Genomic DNA, 21457 nt, shown 5'->3' on the forward strand with positions numbered 1-21457 from the left:
ACAGGGTGTACGCACATCTACTGTAGGAGCTGCCGAAGGCTGCGATCTCTTGATCTTGAAAATAATTTCAAAATTGTAGTGAGGTAAACCCGAGCCCCATCCGTGTAGTGACTGAAACTGCGAGTCATTCGCATCCGTTGCGGTTCTACACAGGTCATTGAGCAATGAAGTCCAGGGCAAAATCGGGTTCGGTCAAACAATGGTTGGGCGTTTCGGCATTAAGTTTTTCGGCATTGGCACTGTTGCCGATGAGCGTCGCGCTCGCCGCTGAAACCGTCAGCAGCCAGGCGCAAAAGCAATTCAATTTCGCATTGGCCGCCAAACCGTTGCCGCAAGCCCTGAGCGACTTCAGCCGCGTCACCGGGCAAAGCGTGGTCTACACCGATGAAGCGCCGTACGGCCTCACCGCGCCAGCCGTCAATGGACAGATGAATGCAGAACAAGCGCTGCAACGCCTGCTTGCCGGTTCCGGCCTGAGCTTCCGCCGCACCGACAGTCACACCCTGGCACTTGAGCCGCAGCCCACCGAAGGCGCGCTGAATCTGGGCGCTACTACCATCACCTCGATGCGTGATGAGTCGACGAGTTACCAGCCGCCGCCAACCAGTTCGGTGATGCGTTCCTCGGCCTCGCTTCAGGAAATCCCGCAGACCGTCAACGTCATCCCCGCGCAGGTCATTCGTGATCAGGCGCCACGCAATCTCGACGATGCGCTGGCCAACGTCAGCGGTATCACGCAGGGCAACACGCTGGGCAGCACCCAGGATTCGGTGATGACCCGCGGCTTCGGTGACAACCGCAACGGCTCGATCATGCGCGACGGCATGCCGATCGTGCAGGGCCGTGGCATGAACGCCACGGTCGATCGCGTCGAAGTGCTCAAAGGCCCGGCCTCCTTGCTGTACGGTATTCAGGACCCGGGCGGCGTGGTCAATCTGGTCAGCAAGAAACCTGAACTGACGCAATACAACGCCTTGACCTATACCGGCTCGACCTACGGCGATGGCAAGAACGGCAGCGGCGGTACCTTCGACAGCACGGGCGCACTGGGTGATTCCGGGCTGGCCTATCGCATGGTGGTGGATCACGTCGACGAAGATTACTGGCGCAATTTTGGCACGCATCGGGAAACGTTGATCGCGCCTTCGCTGGCCTGGTACGGCGAACGCACCCAACTGTTATTCGCCTACGAACATCGCGAATTCCTCACCCCGTTCGACCGCGGCACGCTGATCGATCCGCGCACCAATCACCCGTTGGACATCTCGCGCAAGCAACGTCTCGACGAGCCGTTCAACGACATGGAAGGGCGTTCGGACCTGTATCACTTCGAAGCCGATCACGAACTCAACGACGACTGGAAAGCCCACTTCGGCTACAGCTGGAACCGCGAAACCTACGACGCCAGCCAGGTCCGCGTAACCGCTATCGACACCAACAAAGGCACGCTGACCCGCAGCATGGACGGCACCCACGGCGCGATCAGCACCGACCGTTTCACCACCGCCAGCCTTGAAGGCAAAGTCAACGTGCTGGGCATGCAGCATGACCTGGTGTTCGGCGTCGATGACGAGTACCGCAAGATCTACCGCGCCGACCTGATCCGCCAGAAAAGCCTGAGCACCTTCAGCTACACCAATCCGGTGTACGGCCGTGAAGTCGAGGGCTCCACGGTCAGCGCCGCCGACAGCGCACAGACCGATGAACTGCGCAGCGACTCGGTCTTTCTGCAAGACTCCATCCACCTCAACGACCAGTGGATTCTGGTCGCCGGCGGACGTTTTCAGGAGTACGACCAGTACGCCGGCAAAGGCGTGCCGTTCAAGGCCAACACTGACAGCAACGGGCAAAAGTGGGTGCCGCGCGCCGGTCTGGTGTATCGCTTTACCGACGAGTTGTCGTTCTACGGCAGCTATACCGAATCGTTCAAACCCAACTCGACCATCGCTCCGCTGAGCGGCAGCAGCACCGTGCTCGACGGCAGCATCGCGCCGGAAGAAGCGAAGTCGTGGGAGCTGGGTGCGCGACTGGATATGCCGGGGCGCATCACCGGCAATATCGCGCTGTTCGACATCAAGAAACGCAACGTGCTGGTGGCCAATTCCGAAGGCCCGACGACGATTTACAGCGCGGCGGGTGAAGTGCGCTCCCGCGGTCTGGAAGTGGACCTGACCGGTCAGTTGAGCGACCGCTGGAGCATGATCGGCAGCTACGCCTACACCGATGCCGAAGTCACCGAAGACCCGGAATACAAGGGTAAGCGTTTGCAAAACGTGGCAAAGAACAGCGGCTCATTGTCGGCGGTGTATGACTTTGGCAGCGTGATCGGCGGCGATCAGTTGCGCGTTGGTGCCGGCGCACGCTACGTCGGCGAGCGGGCGGGTAACGCGGTGAATGATTTCGATCTGCCGAGCTACACCGTGGCCGATGCCTTCGCCACTTACGACACCAAAATCGAAGGGCAGAAGGTCAAGTTTCAGCTCAATGTGAAGAACCTGTTCGACCGCACTTACTACACGTCGTCGGCGAGCCGGTTCTTTGTGTCGATGGGGGATTCGCGGCAGGTTTCGTTGTCCAGCACATTAGAATTTTGAGGTGGCTGCAAAAGATCGCAGCCTTCGGCAGCTCCTACAGGGGAATGCATTCCAAATGTAGGAGCTGCCGAAGGCTGCGATCTTTTGATCTTGCTCTAACGCAAAAACGCCTGCCGATACTCCCCCGGCGTGCCACCCAACACCTGCCTGAACCGATTGGTGAAATGGCTGGCACTGGCAAACCCGCAAGCCAATGCAATCTCCCCCAATGGCAACGCCGTCCCCCGCAACAACTCTCGCGCCCGGCTCAAGCGCCGCGCCAGCACGTATTGATGCGGCGGTAGCCCGAAGCTCACGCGAAACATTCGCGCAAAGTGATATTCCGACAGCGCGCACAAACCGGCCAATTGCCCGAGGCTGATCGGCTCGGCCAACTGACTGTCGATGAAGTCCACCAGTTGCCGACGCTGGTGCGGTGCCAGCCCGCCCTTGAGGCGCAAACCCTGACGCGCACCGACCTGGCTGAGCAAGGTATGGCTGATCAATTCATGGGCAATGCTGCTGGTCAGCAAACGTTCGGCCGGCTCGTCCCAGTTCAGGTTCAGCAGTTGCCGAAAGCGCTGCGCTTGCTGCGGGTCTTCGAGGAAGGTCTGCTCGCGCAGTTGCATCTCACGCGGCTCGCGATCGAGCAACGTCACACAACCGAGGGCAAATTGCTCAGCACTGAAATACAGGTGCGCCAGACGGATATCGCCATTGATCACCCAGCCTGACTCGTGATCCGCCGGCAGGATGCACAGCTTGTCCGGCCCGCCCTTGTGGCCCGGCTGACCACGACGAAACGTACCAGTGCCACCGGCGATATAGCACGAGAGGGTGTGATGGCTCGGCGCTTCGTATTCCTGGGCGTCGTGGTGATTGGTCCACAAAGCCGCAGACAAGCCGTCGCCGAGCTCGGCGCTGTGCACAAGGCATGCGTTCTGCGAGCGGTTAAGCGCCTGGAAGACTTGCAGGTTTTCGATGGTGGCCATGATCGGTTCTCTTCAACGACTTGCATCCTACTCCGTCGCATTCGCGCTGCCAGCCAGTCGGCCGACAAAAGCGCAAGTTTATGCAAGCGGGATTTCCATGTCGCGACGGACACTGAAATCCAATTGAGGAGCGTCTGCCATGAACCTGTCGTTGTATCTGCTGACCGTGCTGATCTGGGGCACCACCTGGATTGCCTTGAAATGGCAATTGGGCGTGGTGGAGATTCCGGTGTCGATCGTCTACCGCTTCGGTCTCGCTGCGCTGGTGCTGTTTGCGCTGTTGCTGCTCAGCCGGCGGTTGCAACCGATGAACCGGCGTGGGCACCTGATCTGCGTGGCGCAGGGCGTGTGTCTGTTCTGCGTCAACTTCATGTGCTTTCTGACCGCCAGCCAGTGGATTCCCAGCGGTCTGGTGGCGGTTGTTTTTTCCACCGCAACCTTGTGGAACGCGCTCAATGCGCGGGTATTCTTCGGCCAGCGCATTGCCCGCAATGTGCTGATGGGTGGGGGCCTGGGGTTGTTCGGCCTGGGCCTGTTGTTCTGGCCGGAACTGGCCGGCCATCAGGCTACGCCGCAAACCTTGCTCGGTCTTGGCCTGGCACTGTGCGGTACGTTGTGTTTCTCGGCGGGCAATATGCTCTCGAGCCTGCAACAGAAGGCCGGGCTCAAACCCCTGACCACCAATGCCTGGGGCATGGCTTACGGTGCCGCGATGCTGTCGGTGTGGTGTCTGGTCAAAGGCATCCCGTTCGAAATGGACTGGAGCCCGCGTTATGTCGGCGCGTTGTTGTACCTGGTGATTCCCGGCTCAGTGATCGGCTTCACCGCCTACCTGACGTTGGTTGGGCGAATGGGGCCCGAACGTGCAGCGTATTGCACAGTGCTGTTTCCGGTGGTGGCGTTGAACGTTTCGGCATTTGCCGAAGGCTATCAATGGACAGCGCCGGCGCTGGCGGGCTTGGTACTGGTGATGCTGGGCAATGTGCTGGTGTTTCGCAAACCACGTATGTCCGTATTGCCGAGTCAGGGCAAACTGGCCTGAAATTTTTGAGCGTTGCGCGTTCAGCGCTCAACTTTCATAACCATGTAAATCAATACCGGAAGTATAAAGTCGATAATGTGTCGGGCCCAGTCCTTGGCATTCCATGATTGTGAGGTGTCCATGTCGAACCATTCAACGCCGATGGTTTGCAGGCCCACGTAATATATGAATATGGCGATCATCAAACCGATAATCGAGAGTTTCTTGGCGTCGTGGAAGGCTTCTGCTGATTCGTCCAGCTTTTGATAAAGGTGATAAGTGCCCAGCAGGCAGCACACGGTGTAAATCACTTCCAGGGTTATGATGAGCCAGTAAATGCGGTGGTGCAGCATGGGCGATGTGATTGCTCTATAACGAATGTTTTCGTTGGTTTTAGTGGTGTCCATACTGAGAATGTGCCCGACATATTCATAGTTTGACGGGTAGTCAGTGAAATTGCTGTATATCACCAGAATGCCAAAGAAGCTGATGTAGGTCATCAGCATTATTTTGCTGTAGCGGACAAGTTGGTCGGTGCTGAGGTTTCTCAAGTTTTATACTCTCCAGAGAGGTTTTTGTCTGGCGAGTTTATAGCGGCAGTGTTTATTTCGTTGTTCAGTAAAGTTGCAAGTTATGTGTTTCGGGAGAATGAACGGGCAAGTGCTGCAGAGCACTTGCCCTGTTTTTTATCCTCGCCAGACCTGCGGGTTGACCAGATCCTGCGGACGTTCGCCGAGCAGCGCGCTGCGCAGGTTGGCGAGGGCGCGATTGGCCATGGCTTCGCGGGTTTCGTGGGTGGCCGAGCCGATGTGCGGCAAGGTCACGGCGTTTTTCAGCTGGAACAGCGGCGACTCGGCCAGCGGTTCTTTTTCGTAGACGTCGAGGCCGGCACCGCGGATGCGGTTGTTTTGCAGCGCCTCGATCAGTGCCGGTTCATCGACCACCGGGCCGCGGGAGATGTTGACCAGAATCGCGCTCGGCTTCATCAGGGCCAGTTCACGATGGCTGATCAGGTGTCTGGTCTTGTCACTGAGTGGCACCACCAGGCAGACAAAGTCGGCTTCGGCCAGCAGTTGGTCGAGGCTGCGAAATTGTGCGCCGAGTTCTTGCTCATGTTCGGTCTTGCGGCTGTTGCCGCTGTAGATGATCGGCATGTTGAAACCGAACCGACCCCGGCGGGCGACGGCGGCGCCGATGTTGCCCATGCCGACGATGCCGAGGGTTTTGCCGTGTACGTCAGAGCCGAACAGCGGGGCGCCGACGCTGGCTTGCCATTGGCCTGCCTTGGTCCAGGCGTCGAGTTCGGCGACGCGGCGGGCGCTGCTCATGATCAGCGTGAAGGCGAGGTCGGCGGTGCTTTCGGTGAGCACGTCCGGGGTGTTGGTGAGCATGATCCCGCGTTCGTTGAAGTAGTCGAGGTCGTAGTTGTCGTAGCCGACCGACACGCTGGAGACCACTTCGAGTTTGGCGGCGGTTTCGAGTTGGGCCTTGCCGAGTTTGCGGCCGACGCCGATGAGGCCGTGGGCGTGGGGCAGGGCTTCGTTGAACTGGGCGTTGATGTCGCCGGCTTTTGGGTTGGGGACGATGACGTCGAACTCTTGTTGCAGGCGTTCGATCATTGGGGGGGTGATGCGGCTGAAGGCCAGGACAGTCTTTTTCATCGTTTTTGGCTCTTGTTCGGGCTTGATGCCAAGCAAGCTAACATTTTTGTTTTGGGGTGTCTTGGCGGCCTTTGGGCCGACCATGTTCTTGGGGGGGTTGGGTGTATATCCGTTGCTTGGGGTGTTGCTGATCAGGGTTCCGCCCTTACGGCGGGTCACTTTTTCCAGACGCCGAAAAAGTAACCAAAAAGGCTTGCTCCTACGTGCGGCCCGCTCGCTGGGGCTCGGGGTTCCTTCGCTCCGGGATCGATCCGGGCGCAGCGTCTACGGTTTGCTTCGCTGCACCTCCTTTCGCTGTGTTTGGCTTCGCCAAACGGTCGCTGCGCTCCCACGCCCGGATCAATCCCTGCGCTCAGCCTTCCGACGTCGCCCGTGGATCAAGATCAAGAGCTTTACTCGAGCTAACGCTCATTGTTGAGTGGGGCGGCATTCGCCGCGTGCGGGTTGTACTCATCTCCCGTGTAGGAGCTGCCGATGGCTGCGATCTTTTGATCTTGCTGATGGCGGCCTGACAGCCGACCGGTCTTTGGCGGGTGCACTCCTTTCAAATGTGGGAGCTGGCCTGCCAGCGATGGCGGCCTGACAGCCGACCGGTCTTTGGCGGGTGTACTCATTTCAACTGTGGGAGCTGGCTTGCCAGCGATGGCGGCCTGACAGCCGACCGGTCTTTGGCGGATGTACTCCTTTCAAATGTGGGAGCTGGCTTGCCAGCGATGGCGGCCTGACAGCCGATCGATTTTTAGCAGGTTGTATGCGATTCAAATTGTAGGAGTGAGCCTGCTCGCGATGACGGTGTGTCAGGCACCAACGATGTTGAATGTGAGCCTGCAATCGCGAGCAGGCTCACTCCTGCAAGGGGTCAGCTGTGTGGCGCGGGTTGGGGGATGTCGACGTTATCCAGCACCCGATTCACCGCCAGTTCCGCCAGCATGATGATCTGCTGAATCGCCAGAATCGTCCGGCGCTGCGGAAGGTCGACGTACGCAGCAATGTCACTGCTCATGAGGCTGGCTTGCGCCAGTGATTCGCAGGCGTGGACGAGGAGGCTTTCGTTGTCTTGGTCCGGCGCGACCTGGAACATGGTGCTGGGTTTGTGGAAGCGCAGGGTCAGGGCGTTGGGTTTGAGATAGTGGTCTAGGGCGCGCTCGGCGGCTTCGTGGAATTTCTTCGAACCGGCGGCTTCGTAGGGCGTGGTGTTATCCGCTTCGGGCGGATTGGGTGTTGGCTTTTTCATGGTGAAACTCCATTCGGGATGTGGAGTTCGCCAGACGCTGCGACCAAACAGAAGGGTGGCGAACCGTACGCGGGTTGGTCGACCAGGGAATGGAGACCCGGCAGGGCCGAGGCCCTCCCACGCACAGCTCGCCATTAAGCAAGCTTGAAAAGTGCGCCATTCTAAACCCGGACGACCAAGTCCGGTCGCTGATTCGTCAGCGACACCCAAAGCCTATCCACCGCACTTCCGACGGACAACCTTCAAAACCTGTCGGAAACTTCCGCGAAAACCCAGAAATGTAGGAGCTGCCGTAGGCTGCGATCTTTTGATTTTTAAACATCAAGGTCAAAAGATCGCAGCCTGCGGCAGCTCCTACAGGTTTCACGGTGTGTTGAAAATCAGTTGGCGACTCGGGCTCCGGCGAGGCTGCCGCTGAGTTCGTAGGCGGCCAGTTCCGCCTGATGCGCTGCGAGAATTTCCGGCAGGGAGCCGCGCAGGTACTCGACCCAGGTCTTGATCTTCGCATCCAGGTATTGGCGCGACGGGTAGATCGCGTACAGGTTCAGTTCCTGCGAGCGGTAGTTCGGCATGACCCGCACCAGCGTGCCGTTGCGCAAACCTTCGATGGCGGCGTACACGGGCAGGACGCCGACGCCCATGCCGCTGATGATTGCGGTTTTCATCGCGTCGGCAGAGTTCACCAGAAACGGTGAGCTATTGATGGTGACCATCTCCTGACCTTCCGGGCCGTCGAATGCCCATTTCTCCAGCGGGATCACCGGGCTTACAAGGCGCAGACAGGCGTGGTTGAGCAGGTCGCTGGGCTTTTGTGCGCAGCCGTTGGCTTTCACGTAGGCCGGTGAGGCACAGACGATGCTGTAGGTGATGCCCAGGCGCTGCGAGACGAAGCCCGAGTCTGGCAGTTCGCGAGCCAGCACGATGGAGACGTCGTAGCCTTCATCGAGCAGGTCCGGCACGCGGTTGGCCATGGTCAGGTCGAAGGTCACGTCGGGGTGTGTCTTGCGATAGCGGGCGATGGCGTCGATGACGAAGTGCTGGCCGATGCCGGTCATGGTGTGCACTTTCAACTGTCCGGCCGGGCGGGCGTGGGCCTGGCTGGCTTCTGCCTCCGCTTCTTCGACGTAAGCGAGGATCTGTTCGCAACGCAGCAGATAACGCTTGCCGGCCTCGGTCAGGGCGATGCGCCGGGTTGTGCGGTTGAGCAGTCGGGTTTGCAGGTGGGCTTCCAGGTTGGAGACCGCGCGCGAAACGTTGGCGGTGGTGGTGTCGAGTTGCACGGCGGCGGCGGTGAAGCTGCCGGCTTCGGCCACGCAACTGAAGGCGCGCATGTTTTGCAAAGTGTCCATGGGGTGCTCTCAAGGCAGATGGCAAATTGTGACACGAAGTTTCGGGGTCGAAACCCCCGACCAAGGGATTATCTCGTTAACGGTAACAAAGATTCACAAGATTCCCAGCTTATCGCCGCTCAGGCCGCCCCCTAGAATTGCGCCGTTCCCTGTAGGAGCTGCCGAAGGCTGCGATCTTTTGATTTTGTTTTAAGGGATCAAGATCAAAAGATCGCAGCCTTCGGCAGCTCCTACAGAGTGAGTAAGCCCCGCCATATCCCCTTCTCAGGAATTCGCAGCTGTGCCGCGTCGCATCAACAGAGCGCTTTTGCCGCTCAGTGTTCTGGCTTTCGCCCTAAGTCTCGGCGGCTGCATTTCAACCGAAGGTATTGCCCCGCAGGGCAAGGCACTGCAAGCCAATGCACTGGCCACCGACGACGCCATCGCCCACGCCGCCCGTGACGCCAATTGGCCCACCGCACAATGGTGGCAAGCCTACGGCGACCCGCAATTGAACCGCTGGATCGACCTCGCCGTACAAGGCAGCCCGAGCATGGCCATGGCCGCCGCGCGGGTGCGTCAGGCCAAGGCCATGGCCGGTGTCGCTGAAGCGGCCGAGTCGTTGCAGATCAATGCTGAGTCGACGCTCAAGCGCCACAACTGGCCGACCGATCAGTTCTACGGTCCGGGCGAGCTGGCCAACACCACCACCTGGGACAACAACGCCGCGCTGGGTTTCAGTTACGCCCTCGACCTCTGGGGACGCGAAAGCAATGCCAGCGAACGCGCGGTGGATCTGGCGCACATGAGCGCTGCCGAGGCGCGATTGGCGCAGTTGGAGTTGCAGAACAACATCGTGCGCGCCTACATCGAACTGTCGCTGCACTACGCCCAGCGCGACATCGTCGCCGCGACACTAAAGCAGCAACAGCAGATTCTCGATCTGGCGCAAAAGCGTCTGGACGGCGGGATCGGCACGCACTTTGAAGTCAGCCAGGCGCAAACGCCGTTGCCGGAAACCCATCGGCAACTCGATGCGCTGGACGAAGAGATCGCCCTCAGCCGCAATCAACTCGCCGCACTGGCCGGCAAAGGGCCGGGGGCGGGCGCGCAGTTGCAGCGCCCGACGCTGGCCCTTGGTGCCGCACTGAAACTGCCGTCGGCACTGCCCGCCGAACTGCTCGGCCAGCGTCCGGATGTGGTCGCCAGTCGCTGGCAAGTGGCGGCGCAGGCGCGTGGCATTGATGTGGCGCACGCCGGTTTTTATCCCAACGTCGATCTGGTCGGCAGCCTCGGTTACATGGCCACCGGCGGTGGTGCGCTGGAGTTTTTGAGCGGCAAGAAACTCAATTACAACGTGGGCCCGGCCATCTCGTTGCCGATTTTCGATGGCGGGCGACTGCGTGCCGAACTGGGCGAAGCGTCGGCCGGTTATGACATCGCCGTGGCGCATTACAACCAGACGCTGGTCAATGCGCTGAAGAATATTTCTGACCAATTGATCCGCCGTGAGTCGATGGACAAGCAGCAAGAGTTCGCCGCCGAATCGGTGGCCACCGCGCAGAAGACTTACGACATCGCGATGATCGCTTATCAGCGCGGCCTCACCGATTACCTCAACGTGCTCAACGCGCAAACACTGCTGTTCAAACAGCAGCAAGTGCAACAGCAGGTGCAGGCGGCGCGGTTGAGTGCGCATGCGGAATTGGTGACGGCGCTGGGTGGTGGGCTGGGTGCGGGTAATGACGTGCCGAGTGACGAGAAAACCCAAGCCCCGAAAACTCCGATGCTCCTGCGTTGAACACCCAACTTACTGCACACCAACCCTGTGGCGAGGGGATTTCTGTGGCGAGGGGATTTATCCCCGATGGGCTGCGCAGCGGCCCCCAAACACTGCAATCGAGTTTTCACAGACACACCGCGCTCGCTGGTTTTGGGGCCGCTTCGCAGCCCATCGGGGATAAATCCCCTCGCCACAGGGTTTTCCATGTACCTAAGTAAAACTTCCTGCCGACAACCATGAGCAAGTTTAAATGACTCCCTTGCCCGCCCCCCTGCGCTGGCTCTACTCCCTGGAATGGCGCCGGGGTTTTTTTGACTGGGCGCGCAGCGATGGCGTGACCTGGGTCTACATCTTCAAGGTGTTGCTCGCCGCGTTCCTCACCCTGTGGCTGGCCATGCGTCTGGAATTGCCGCAACCGCGCACGGCGATGATCACCGTGTTCATCGTCATGCAGCCGCAAAGCGGGCAGGTGTTCGCCAAGAGTTTCTATCGCTTTCTGGGCACGCTGGCCGGCTCGGCGATGATGGTCACGCTGATCGCGTTGTTTGCGCAGAACACCGAGCTGTTCCTCGGCTCGCTGGTGATCTGGGTCGGCATCTGCTCGGCGGGTGCCGCGCGTTGCCGTAACTTCCGCGCCTATGGATTCGTGCTGGCGGGTTACACCGCCGCAATGGTCGGGTTGCCGGCGCTGGCCCACCCGGACGGCGCGTTTATGGCGGCGGTTTGGCGGGTGCTGGAAATATCGCTGGGGATTCTCTGCGCCACCGTGATCAGCGCCGCGATCCTGCCGCAAACCGCCAGCGCGGCGATGCGCAACGCGCTGTATCAGCGTTTCGGCGTGTTCGCGCTGTTCGTTACCGATGGCTTGCGCGGGCGTAGCAAAACCGAATCCTTTGAGGCGACCAACGTACGCTTCATTGCCGAAGCGGTGGGTCTGGAAGGGCTGCGCAGCGTGACCGTGTTCGAAGACCCGCACATGCGCCGGCGCAATGGTCGCCTCAGCCGTTTGAACAGCGAGTTCATGGGCATCACCACGCGCTTCAACGCCCTGCACCAGTTGCTTGAACGCCTGCGCGGCAATGGCGAGGAACACGTCGTGGCGGCAATCAGGCCGGGTCTGCAGGACCTCGCCGAAGTGCTCGACAGCTTCAGCGGTCGTGCCCTGACCAGTCCCGATGCCGCACGCCTGGCGACGGCGCTTGCGACCTATAAAGAAGGCCTGCCAGCGCGAGTGCGTAGCCTGCGCGCGACGTTTCAGGAGAGTGAGCCGAGCGACGCCGAGCAACTGGATTTCCACACCGCTTACGAGTTGCTCTATCGCTTCGTCGATGACCTGCACAGTTATGCACAGACCCACGCGTCCTTGGCCGATCACCGTCACGAACGCGAGCGTTGGGATGAGCCGTTCACCCCGCAAACCAACTGGTGGGCAGCGGCGGCGTCGGGGATTCGCGCCTCGTTCATCCTGATCGTGCTGGGCAGTTATTGGGTGGCCACCGCGTGGCCGAGCGGCGCGACCATGACCCTGATTGCCGCCGCCACGGTGGGCCTGTCTGCCGCCACGCCGAACCCGAAACGCATGGCGTTCCAGATGGCGTGCGGCACATTCCTCGGCGCGCTGATCGGCTTCTTCGAGATGTTTTTCATCTTCCCGTGGATCGATGGTTTTCCATTGCTGTGCGTGATGCTCGCGCCAGTGATCGTGCTCGGCTCGTTCCTTACATCGCGGCCGCAATACGCCGGTGTCGGTCTCGGGTTGCTGATCTTCTTCAGTACAGGTTCCGTGCCGGACAACCTGACGGTCTACAACCCGTACACCTTCATCAATGACTACATCGCCATGGTCATCGGCATGCTGGTCTGCGCAGCTGCCGGGGCGATTATTCTGCCGCCGAACAGCCGCTGGTTGTGGCAACGGCTGGAGCAGGATCTGCGTGAGCAAGTGGTCTATGCGATCAGCGGCAAACTCAAAGGCCTGGCGTCGAGTTTCGAGAGCCGCACCCGCGACCTGCTGCATCAGGCCTACGGTCTGGCGGCCGGTGAGCCGAAGGTCCAGAAGAACTTGCTGCGCTGGATGTTCGTGGTGCTTGAAGTCGGCCACGCGATCATCGAGTTGCGCAAGGAGCAGGCGATTTTGCCGGTGCATCCGGCGTACGCCGAATCGCAGCCGTGGCGTCAGGCGATCCGGGTGATGGGGCGCTCGCTGGTGCGGCTGTTTCTGCACCCCAACGCCAGCAATCTGGAGCGCGCACTGGTCGCGGTCGATCATGCGATCAGTCGTGTTGCGGCCACCGATGAACCGTTCGCGCCGCACTTCGATACCTCGGCGTTGCGTCGGGTGAAGAGCTATCTGCACTTTATCCGCACGTCCTTGCTCGACCCGCAATCACCGCTTGCCGCGTTCGCGCCCGCCAAGCCCGAAGGACTTGCCCATGCCTCGTGAAATCGCCTTCCACGGCGTGTACATGCCGACCATGACTTTGATGTTTTTCATCGCTGCGGCGCTGGCCTGGGCGGTGGACCGGTTCTTGTCGGGGTTCGATCTGTACCGCTTTTTCTGGCACCCGGCGCTGCTGCGCCTGAGTCTGTTTACCTGTCTGTTCGGCGCGATGGCGCTGACTGTCTACCGTTGAGAACGATCTGATGAAAAAGTTTTTCAGCCTGCTCGCGACCCTGCTGGTGCTGGCCCTTGCGCTGTGGATCGGCCGGACCTTGTGGGTGCATTACATGGACACGCCGTGGACCCGCGACGGCCGGGTGCGTGCGGACATCATCAACGTCGCCGCCGACGTCACCGGTGAAGTGGTCAACGTGCCGGTGCGCGACAACCAACTGGTGAAGAAGGGCGATTTGCTCATGCAGATCGACCCTGAGCACTACCGCATCGCGGTGAAACAGGCGCAGTCGCTGGTCGCTTCACGCAAGTCGACGTGGGAGATGCGCAAGGTCAACGCCCATCGCCGCGCCGATATGGACGCGTTGGTGATCTCCAGGGAAAACCGCGACGACGCCAGCAACATCGCAGACGCCGCACTGGCCGATTACCAACACGCGCAGGCGCAACTGGAAGCCGCCGAACTCAACCTCAAACGCACCGAAGTGCGCGCGGCGGTGGATGGCTACGTGACCAACCTCAACGTGCATCGCGGCGACTACGCGCGCATCGGCGAGGCAAAAATGGCCGTGGTCGACATGAATTCGTTCTGGGTCTACGGCTTCTTCGAAGAAACCAAACTGCCGCACGTGCGCGTCGGTGATAAGGCCGACATGCAACTGATGAGCGGCGAAGTTTTGAAAGGCCATGTGGAAAGTATCTCCCGCGGCATCTACGACCGCGACAACCCTGAAAGCCGCGAGCTGATTGCCGACGTTAACCCGACGTTCAACTGGGTGCGCCTGGCGCAGCGGGTGCCGGTGCGCATTCACATCGATGAAGTGCCAGAGGGTGTGCTGTTAGCGGCGGGGATTACTTGCACGGTCGTGGTGAAACAGGACGTTGTGGATAACTGACCGACCGCGTCGTTGCCATCGCGAGCAGGCTCACTCCTACACTGGATCTGCGCTGCGCTAGAGATCTCCTGTAGGAGTGAGCCTGCTCGCGATGAGAGCGACTCGGTGTTTCAGACAGATTCAGACAGCGATCGAGCATTCACTCACTGCAAAACGTCTCGTGCAAATGCAGCCAGACCACGCGCCCGGATTCGAGTTTTTCAAACACCACAGTCGATTGGCGATCAGTGTGCAACCCACTCGCATCCGACTGCTGCTCTCGATAACTCAGCGTCGCGCCACGTTCATGCAACGCAATCCCGTGCAGTTGGCTGAGCTCAATCCTGAATCCGTTCTTCTTGCCTCCAGCCATTTGGAACAGCCCCCGCAAGGCTTCGAAATCAAGCACGCGACCCAGCGGCGAAATCATCGAAAACCGAGGTGAAAAGCGCGTCAGTAATCGCTCCAGAGCGGTCTCGTCCTCTGCCACGGCAAACCATCGCTCGATGGCCTCGTGCGCCTCGATCACTTCGGCAAAGTAGTCGGTGTAGTCAGTCATGTGGATTTTTCCTGAAGGGCAGGTGAGTTCAGCAGCGCGAGCACTTTGCTCGCATCGAAACGCAGCACGGCGGCCATCGGCAAGAGCGTGAGCAGCGCGGCGGCGAGAAAACAATATTTGAAACCGTTGGCGCCGAGTGCGCCCAGCAATGAACTGAGCAGCGCCGCGCCGAGGCAGAAACCGAGCTGGCGATTGATGTTCCAGAGGGCGCTGGAGTGACCCATTTTTTCCGCGCTCATGCCGACAAACGCCAAGGTCTGCGCGGTGACGCTGCACAGGCTGCCGCCCAGGCCCATCAGCGCATAGGCGATTATCAGAGGGCCGGCTGCGGGTTGTTCGATCTGCATCAGCATGACAATGCCCAGGCTTTGCAAAAGCATGCCCGCGATCAGCAACGGCTTGGGACCGACTCGGTTGAAACTGCGTTTGCCAAGCATGATCGCCAGTCCCGAAGCCGCCGCCCAGGACAGCATCAGTGCACCGGTTTGCGCTGCGCCGAAACCGAGGTCGTGCAGGTACAACACGGCAAGCATGTTGGTACCGGTAAAGACGCCCGGCACAAACAGGTAGATCAGCATTGCCAGACGCAATGACGGGTTCTTGATCAGTTGCAGGTCAAGCACCGCACCAGGTTTGTGCCAGCCATCGCGCAAGTACACGCACAAGGTTAAGGCGCTGAGCAGCAGCACGGCGCCAGCCAGGTGGCGGGTTGCGGTTGCGCTTGCCAGGCTCACGGCAATCAACAACAGGCTCAGAGCCGACACGGCCAACAGCAGGCCGCGTGCGTCCAGTGTCGGTCGTACGCGGGTGGGTTGGTCGGGCTTCAACCAGAGCAGGCCGAGCCCGAAAGCCAACAGTGCCATCGGCATGTTCAGGTAGAAAATCCAGCGCCACGACAACGCCTGAACAATCAGTCCACCGGCCGCGGGCGACAGGGCCGGCACCATCAGCGCCACCAGCAGCACCACACCGGTGAAGTGCGCGCGCTGCGTCGCAGGAAACTCTCGGTAGGCCAGGGCCTGACCGACCGGCAGCAGTAACCCGCCACCCAGCCCTTGCAGCAATCGCCAGCCGATCAGGCTTTCAATCGACCCGGCCTGGGCCACCAGTCCGGACGCGATGGCGAACAACAGTAACGAGCCGAGAATCAGCCGGCGCTCGCCCACCCGTGCCGCCAGCCACACGCTCATCGGAATGATCAGCGTCAGCCCGAGCATGTAGGCGTTGGTGATCCACGCCAGTTGCGTCACCGAGGCGTGCAACTGCCGGGCGATGTCCGGGTAGGCAATGCTGGCGGCGAACATGTTGAGCAGGTCGAGGGCGAAACCCAGCAAATACACCAGCGCGACTTTTGAGCGATAGGCCATGGCAACTTCCCTGTGATGAGGCGTGCAGGGTAGGGTGCTTCTGACGATAGGAAAACGCTGGTTTGGCTGCTAGTTTGTCAAAATAATTTTGACAAGGAGCGCCGTGAACATGGTCAGCCTGGACCGTTTTGACACCTTTAAAGCCGTGGTCGAGGCCGGGTCGTTGACCGCAGCCGCCGATACGCTTGGGCAGACGCGAGCGGTGGTGAGCTTCAATCTCAAGCGGCTGGAAGAGGAGCTGGGCGTCACGTTGCTCACCCGTAATACGCGGCAATTGGCGCTGACCGATGCCGGCGAGCGCTTCTATCGGCGCTGTTTGCGCACGCTGGATGAAGCGCGACTGGCCATCGAGGAGGCTCGTTCCGAGCACTCACAGCTAAAGGGCACGTTGCGCATCACCACCACCGTGGAATTTGCTCTGGCGCAGGTGGTGCCGGCGCTGGAAGTGTTTCGTCAGCAGCAGCCGCAACTGAATATTCACCTGTCCACTTCCTCGACCCACGCCGATCTGATCTCTGAACGTTTTGATCTGGCGATTCGCCTCGGACGCATGCACGACTCCAATCTGCGCGCGGTGCAGTTGTCGACGTTCGAGGTGTTTGCAGTGGCGGCGCCGGAGTTGGTCGAACGTTTTGCACCCGTCAGCACCCTGGCGGTGCTGGAGTCGATGCCGACACTGGGGCATGGACGCGTACCGGAAATGACGGTCACCGACCCGGCCGGCAGCGAGCATTTCTATCAGCCAAAACCGGGGACGACCGCGATCGTCGCGGACAACTCGGCAACGCTGCGGGCATTTGCATTGACCGGGCAGGGCGTGGCCATTCTGCCGCAGTGGCTGATCCAGGAAGATCTCGACGCCGGACGGTTACAGCGCTTGTTGGCGGACTACTGTTTTGCCCAGCAAGGCGTGTACGCACTGTACCCGGACACCCGGCATTTGCCGCTGAAGGTGCGGGCGTTCATTGATTTCATGAAAGGCTGGGGCTGAGATTTTGCGGTGATTGCTCCTGCCCAATCGCGAGCAAGCTCGCTCCCACAGGTTATGTAGCGTTTTGGGTTTTCGAGTACACCGAAAAACCTGTGGGAGCGGGCTTGCCCACGATGAGGTCAACCCGGTCTCAGAGTTGCCCACGCAAGCCGAACCGCTTCATCAACGTCGATTCCAGCAACCCTTTGGGCAACAGTGCTGCCAACAACGGCAACGCCCGGCTGCCATTGCCGATGCGGATCAGCCGCGGCGGTTTGCTCTGCTGCACGGCTTTAAGCAGTTCAGCAGCAAAGTCTCGGGCCGGCGTCGGCTTGTCCTGCGACGCCTTGGCCCGCGCCCGAATGCCTTCACGCAAGGGAAACCATGGCGATTGCTCGTTGATCAACTGCTCGGCCTCGTGCCCGGCGTTCTTGGCAAAGCTCGACTGAATCGCCCCGGGCTGGACTTCCATCACGCGGATGCCGAACGGTGCCAGCTCCATACGCAACGCGTCGCTCAAGGCATGTACGGCGGCTTTCGAGGCACAGTAGGCGCCCGCGAATGGCGTGACCAGAACACCGGACACACTGCCAATATTCACGACAAGCCCTTTGCCCAAACGCAGTACAGGGAACAGCGCACGGGTGACGCCGACAATCGAGAATACGTTGGTTTCGAACTGGCGCTGCATGGCGGGCACGCCACCGTCGAGCAGCGGGCCCATGGCGCCATAACCGGCGTTGTTGATCAGCACATCGAGGCCGCCGTGTTGCCGATTGATTCGCACGCCAAGTTGCTCCAGTGCCACGCCGTCATTGACGTCGAGCTGTACCGTAATAAACCCGGCTGAGGCCAGCGCGGCGACATCTTCAGCCTTGCGCGCAGTGGCCCAGACTTCGAAACCGGCGTTCTTGAAAGCGTCGGCCAGGGCGCGGCCGATGCCGCTCGAACAACCGGTAATCAACGCAACGGGCATGGCGCATTCCTTGTGCAAAAAAAACGGTGGGGGAGGGATCAGTCGGAGAAACTACCCTGCAATCGCTCGGCGCGAAACTCCAGGGTTTGTGGGCGATAACCGGGCCGCAGCGGCGGCATCGGCAGGCAATCTTCCCAACTGCCACCAGCCTGCAATTCGCCGGGGCCGCGATAGCGCGGGGCAGTGTATTGGTTGTCGGCCAGATTGACGGTGTCGCCCGGTGCATAGGCCGCGATGCGCCAGCGCAGTTCGGTCAGTGGCACGTCGTTGCCGTTGTTCATCTTCAGTTGCAGCGGTCGATCTGCCGGGCATTGTTCGGGCGCATAGCTGATGCGCAGTTCCAGGCGTGCCAGTTGCTTGACCTCGCGGTTGTCCAGCCACACCACCCACATCGCCACCAGTGCGAGGCCGACGGCCGCTGCGACCGAAACCGGTAACGCCTTGGCCGGATAGCGCAGCAACAGGATCAACCAGGTGATGACCAGCAAGACGCCGATGAACATGTTTGAACGCTCCTTTAACTCGTGAGCACCATCCTACCGAAGGGACGCCCCAATAGACATTCGTTGCGCAAGCGAATGCACCGTTGGTCGGAACTGTAATTTCTGACAGTAGGCATTCGTGTCGTCCGACTGCTTTGATGCCGACAGACGAAAAGGACGTCGCTACCGTGCGAAGCAGAACTGATGAGCGTGCACAGCAGAACACCGACGCTTTCGGCAAACGACCCGCGTGGATTGCCGGTTCGTACCGTCGACTATTGGCGCACCGAGGTCGTTGAACCGGTTCAAACCCGCGTCAACCGCACTCGGCATGACGTAGCCGGGCGCGCCGTCGCCCAGTGGGATCCACGTTTGTGGGCGCTGCAAATCAGCGATCCGCAGACTCCGGCCAATCTGACCTCGGTTTATTCGCTGAACGGCCAGGTGCTGCGCTCGGACAGCGTCGATGCCGGCATACAGATCGCCTTGCACGGTGTGGGTGCGCAAGTGCTGTTCGATTGGGACAGTCGTGGCGCTCGTCGCGAAATACAACACGACCCGCTGCTGCGCCCGTTGGCGGTGTTTGAAGAAGGTGAATCGCAACCTCGGCTATGCGTCGAGCGTTTCATGTATGGCGAGCCCGATACGGCTGATCCGACCCGCAACCAGCTCGGCCAGTTGATTCGCCATGATGATCCGGCGGGCAGTGTGTTGTTTGAAACCTTTGCGTTCAGCGGCCAATGCAGCGAAAACACCCGGCATTTCACCCTGGATTCCGTCACCCCGGATTGGCCCGAGCCGATTGATCAACGTGCGCGGTTGCTGGAGCCCGGCGAGGGCGCAACGACCCAATGGCGTTTCGGGCCACAGGGGCAGGTGATCGAACAGGTCGATGCGCGGGGCAATCGGCAGGGCAGCGACTTCACCCTTGATGGCCGCTTGCGTGCCAGCCATCTGCAACTGAAACATCAGTCCGAAGCGCAGGTACTGGTCAGTGACATTCGCTACAACGCTGACGGGCAAGTCACCCAGGAGTTGGCAGGCAACGGGGTGCGGACGACATTAACCTATCGCCCCGAGGACGGTCGTCTGCAGGAACGTCGGGCGAAAAAGGATGGCGGTGAGGACTTACAGCGTCTGAGCTATGAATACGACCGGATGGGCAATGTGCTGAGCATCGAGGACAAGGCACTGCCGATTCGCTACTTTGCCAATCAGCGCATCGATCCGGTCAGCCGGTTTACCTACGACAGCCTCTACCAATTGAGCGAGGCAACCGGATGGGAGGCGGGGGCTGCCAGTCAGGGGCCAGAGTCTCTGGACCGCAATGATCCGGCGGCGTTGAGTAATTATCGACAGAGCTATCGCTACGATGAATCCGGCAATCTGCTGGAGCTGACGCATGTGGGCGCGCGCAGCGGACGAAAGCTTAAAGCCGCGCGGTTCAGCAATCGCTGCCTGCCTTTTCGCGACGACGTACCGCCCACTGAAGAGGAGATCGCTGCGGCGTTCGATCCCCGTGGAAATCTGCGGGCGCTGGAGGCGGGGCGTTCGTTGACGTGGAATCTGCGTAATCAGCTGCAATTAGTCACGCCGGTCGAGCGGGCCAGTGGACTCAATGACCTTGAGCAATATGTTTATGACGGTGACGAACAGCGTGTACGCAAGACGCGCTCATCGCAGACAAACGCCCGTGGCATTGTTGACGAGGTGCGCTATCTACCCGGGTTGGAATTGCGCGACGACACGGCAACTGGCAGACAGCTGCACGTAATCATTGCCGGAGGCGGCCTCAACAGCGTGCGGGTTTTGCATTGGGACAGTGCGCCGCCGACCGGTTCCAACGACCACTACCGGTACACCATCACCGATCATTTGGGATCAACCAGTCTGGAGCTGGGCGAGGATGCCCGGATTATCAGTCAGGAAAGCTTTTACCCTTTTGGCGAGACGGCATGGAGCAAGGACAGCGAAGTCAGTTACAAAACCATCCGTTATTCGGGTAAGGAGCGCGATGCCACCGGACTTTACTATTACGGTTGTCGCTATTACATGCCGTGGTTGCAGCGGTGGCTGAATCCCGATCCGGCAGAGGCTATAGATGGTCTCAATCTTTTCCAGATGGTGGTCAACAATCCAGTATCGCTGATCGACGAAAATGGACTTGTTGCTACGAGCAATTTAACGGGAGTTGGTTCAAGCCGGGCCAATGGTCCTTCGTCCGCGCGTCCTCCGATCCCCCCAAGGCCCAATGCATTCCCGACTCCTGGCCGTCCCCAAGTGCCACCACGGCCGACTGCATTCCCGACTCCGATCCGTTCAGCTATGCCCATTCCACCGATTAAAAATATGTCTGCCGAAAAGGAAAACGTGACACCTCGTCCACCCAATCCGCAGGTTGATGTGGGTAGAAGCACGCAAACGTCAGGCCCACTGCCATCCTACGCGAGCAGCAGAAGGACGATTGGCCACCATGAATTGATGATTAGTTCGACAGGCGCGGTGATAGTCATGAGGTCGGATAATCGTTCTCCCGACGATATCCGAAGCGCGGGCGGTTTTTTCCCGAAGGAGCCTAGAAAAGACTACAAGCAAATTTTTCGCAATGACGTCACTAAGCAGGGATGGAATGGACATGCCCGCACACATGTCGGGTTTAGTAACCCACGTTATGTCTCGACAGGCATAGATGACCAATCCGGTGGCTACGCTGGTCAGCGCCGCTACCTCTACCGGATGGAAATACCTGGACTGGAAGAGCGAGCGATCAACGATTCAACCTTGGGACTTGCGGCACCCATGTCGTTTAACCCGAATAGACGTATGGATACTCGGCTCTTGATGAGTGCGACAACGGTGGAAGAATCCGATTTTGTGGCAATGATTCCGGGTACTACATCCGAAATGACTTTCATCAACCCGATTCCGAGTGCATTTATTGTGAGCTATAGCGAAGGAGGAACGGGTTCTTGGAAACCATTCCACTGAGCCAATAAAAACCCCCACCCAACCCGCTGCGGAT

Annotated in this window: 17 protein-coding genes; 8 read left to right on the top strand and 9 right to left on the bottom strand. The window is 59.9% G+C overall.

What is annotated here, in order from left to right; all coding sequences use genetic code 11:
* Nucleotides 1–164 precede the first annotated feature (164 nt).
* Complete coding sequence (locus tag ICA16_RS21130; protein ID WP_210701450.1) at nucleotides 165–2594, top strand: TonB-dependent siderophore receptor; 2430 nt, start codon at nucleotides 165–167, stop codon at nucleotides 2592–2594.
* 95 nt (nucleotides 2595–2689) lie between these two features.
* On the opposite strand, the gene ICA16_RS21135 is transcribed toward ICA16_RS21130, so the two are convergent.
* Nucleotides 2690–3565, bottom strand: coding sequence for an AraC family transcriptional regulator (locus ICA16_RS21135; protein WP_210701452.1), 876 nt, complete (start codon nucleotides 3563–3565; stop codon nucleotides 2690–2692).
* Between the two features lie 139 nt (nucleotides 3566–3704).
* On the opposite strand from ICA16_RS21135, the gene ICA16_RS21140 reads away from it, so the two are divergent.
* On the top strand, nucleotides 3705–4607 hold the full coding sequence (locus ICA16_RS21140) for a DMT family transporter (protein ID WP_150617182.1): 903 nt from the start codon (nucleotides 3705–3707) through the stop codon (nucleotides 4605–4607).
* Between the two features lie 20 nt (nucleotides 4608–4627).
* Here the strand turns inward: ICA16_RS21140 and ICA16_RS21145 are convergent, their stop codons facing one another.
* The 4 genes from ICA16_RS21145 to ICA16_RS21160 all read right to left on the bottom strand — a co-directional run bounded on the left by ICA16_RS21145 (nucleotide 4628) and on the right by ICA16_RS21160 (nucleotide 8830).
* The gene (locus tag ICA16_RS21145) at nucleotides 4628–5137 is read right to left on the bottom strand and encodes a DUF2165 family protein (RefSeq protein ID WP_210701453.1); all 510 of its coding nucleotides are present in this window, start codon (nucleotides 5135–5137) and stop codon (nucleotides 4628–4630) included.
* A gap of 135 nt (nucleotides 5138–5272) precedes the next feature.
* Nucleotides 5273–6247, bottom strand: a complete 975-nt coding sequence (locus tag ICA16_RS21150) for a 2-hydroxyacid dehydrogenase (protein ID WP_210701455.1) — start codon at nucleotides 6245–6247, stop codon at nucleotides 5273–5275.
* 859 nt (nucleotides 6248–7106) lie between these two features.
* On the bottom strand, nucleotides 7107–7481 hold the full coding sequence (locus ICA16_RS21155; RefSeq protein WP_150617185.1) for a DUF6124 family protein: 375 nt from the start codon (nucleotides 7479–7481) through the stop codon (nucleotides 7107–7109).
* A 380-nt stretch (nucleotides 7482–7861) separates the two neighbouring features.
* Nucleotides 7862–8830 (bottom strand): LysR family transcriptional regulator, encoded by a 969-nt coding sequence (locus ICA16_RS21160; RefSeq protein ID WP_150594981.1) that lies wholly within the window; start codon nucleotides 8828–8830, stop codon nucleotides 7862–7864.
* A 280-nt stretch (nucleotides 8831–9110) separates the two neighbouring features.
* Here ICA16_RS21160 and ICA16_RS21165 point away from each other — a divergent pair, with 280 nt between their 5' ends.
* The 4 genes from ICA16_RS21165 (at nucleotide 9111) to ICA16_RS21180 (ending at nucleotide 14102) form a co-directional block, all read left to right on the top strand.
* Nucleotides 9111–10610: an efflux transporter outer membrane subunit gene (locus tag ICA16_RS21165; protein ID WP_210701456.1), complete on the top strand. Its 1500-nt coding sequence runs from the start codon at nucleotides 9111–9113 to the stop codon at nucleotides 10608–10610.
* 232 nt (nucleotides 10611–10842) lie between these two features.
* A complete protein-coding gene (locus ICA16_RS21170) occupies nucleotides 10843–13035 on the top strand; it encodes an FUSC family protein (protein WP_210701458.1) in 2193 nt (730 codons plus the stop codon).
* Entirely contained in the window at nucleotides 13025–13225 is a 201-nt protein-coding gene (locus ICA16_RS21175) for a DUF1656 domain-containing protein (protein WP_007914106.1), read from the top strand. The genes ICA16_RS21170 and ICA16_RS21175 overlap by 11 nt, the downstream gene beginning before the upstream one ends.
* Nucleotides 13226–13235: 10 nt before the next feature.
* Nucleotides 13236–14102, top strand: a complete 867-nt coding sequence (locus tag ICA16_RS21180) for an efflux RND transporter periplasmic adaptor subunit (RefSeq protein WP_150617188.1) — start codon at nucleotides 13236–13238, stop codon at nucleotides 14100–14102.
* Between the two features lie 139 nt (nucleotides 14103–14241).
* On the opposite strand, the gene ICA16_RS21185 is transcribed toward ICA16_RS21180, so the two are convergent.
* A complete protein-coding gene (locus tag ICA16_RS21185; protein ID WP_210701459.1) occupies nucleotides 14242–14640 on the bottom strand; it encodes a DUF4440 domain-containing protein in 399 nt (132 codons plus the stop codon).
* Nucleotides 14637–16007 carry an MFS transporter gene (locus tag ICA16_RS21190; RefSeq protein ID WP_210701460.1) on the bottom strand — a complete coding sequence of 457 codons (1371 nt, stop codon included), beginning with the start codon at nucleotides 16005–16007 and terminating at the stop codon, nucleotides 14637–14639. The genes ICA16_RS21185 and ICA16_RS21190 overlap by 4 nt, the downstream gene beginning before the upstream one ends.
* A 109-nt stretch (nucleotides 16008–16116) precedes the next feature.
* Between ICA16_RS21190 and ICA16_RS21195 the strand changes: the two genes are divergently transcribed.
* Entirely contained in the window at nucleotides 16117–16998 is an 882-nt protein-coding gene (locus tag ICA16_RS21195) for a LysR family transcriptional regulator (RefSeq protein ID WP_210701462.1), read from the top strand.
* Nucleotides 16999–17128: 130 nt separating this feature from the next.
* Here ICA16_RS21195 and ICA16_RS21200 read toward each other — a convergent pair whose 3' ends face one another.
* Together ICA16_RS21200 and ICA16_RS21205 are read right to left on the bottom strand one after the other, a co-directional pair.
* Nucleotides 17129–17953: an SDR family oxidoreductase gene (locus ICA16_RS21200; protein WP_210701463.1), complete on the bottom strand. Its 825-nt coding sequence runs from the start codon at nucleotides 17951–17953 to the stop codon at nucleotides 17129–17131.
* Nucleotides 17954–17991: 38 nt separating this feature from the next.
* On the bottom strand, nucleotides 17992–18456 hold the full coding sequence (locus ICA16_RS21205) for a hypothetical protein (protein WP_042557745.1): 465 nt from the start codon (nucleotides 18454–18456) through the stop codon (nucleotides 17992–17994).
* Nucleotides 18457–18639: 183 nt separating this feature from the next.
* On the opposite strand from ICA16_RS21205, the gene ICA16_RS21210 reads away from it, so the two are divergent.
* The gene (locus ICA16_RS21210; RefSeq protein WP_210701464.1) at nucleotides 18640–21423 is read left to right on the top strand and encodes an RHS repeat domain-containing protein; all 2784 of its coding nucleotides are present in this window, start codon (nucleotides 18640–18642) and stop codon (nucleotides 21421–21423) included.
* Nucleotides 21424–21457: the final 34 nt, after the last annotated feature.

It is taken from the genome of Pseudomonas anatoliensis (genome assembly GCF_017976235.1).
Taxonomy (GTDB): Bacteria; Pseudomonadota; Gammaproteobacteria; order Pseudomonadales; family Pseudomonadaceae; genus Aquipseudomonas; species Aquipseudomonas anatoliensis.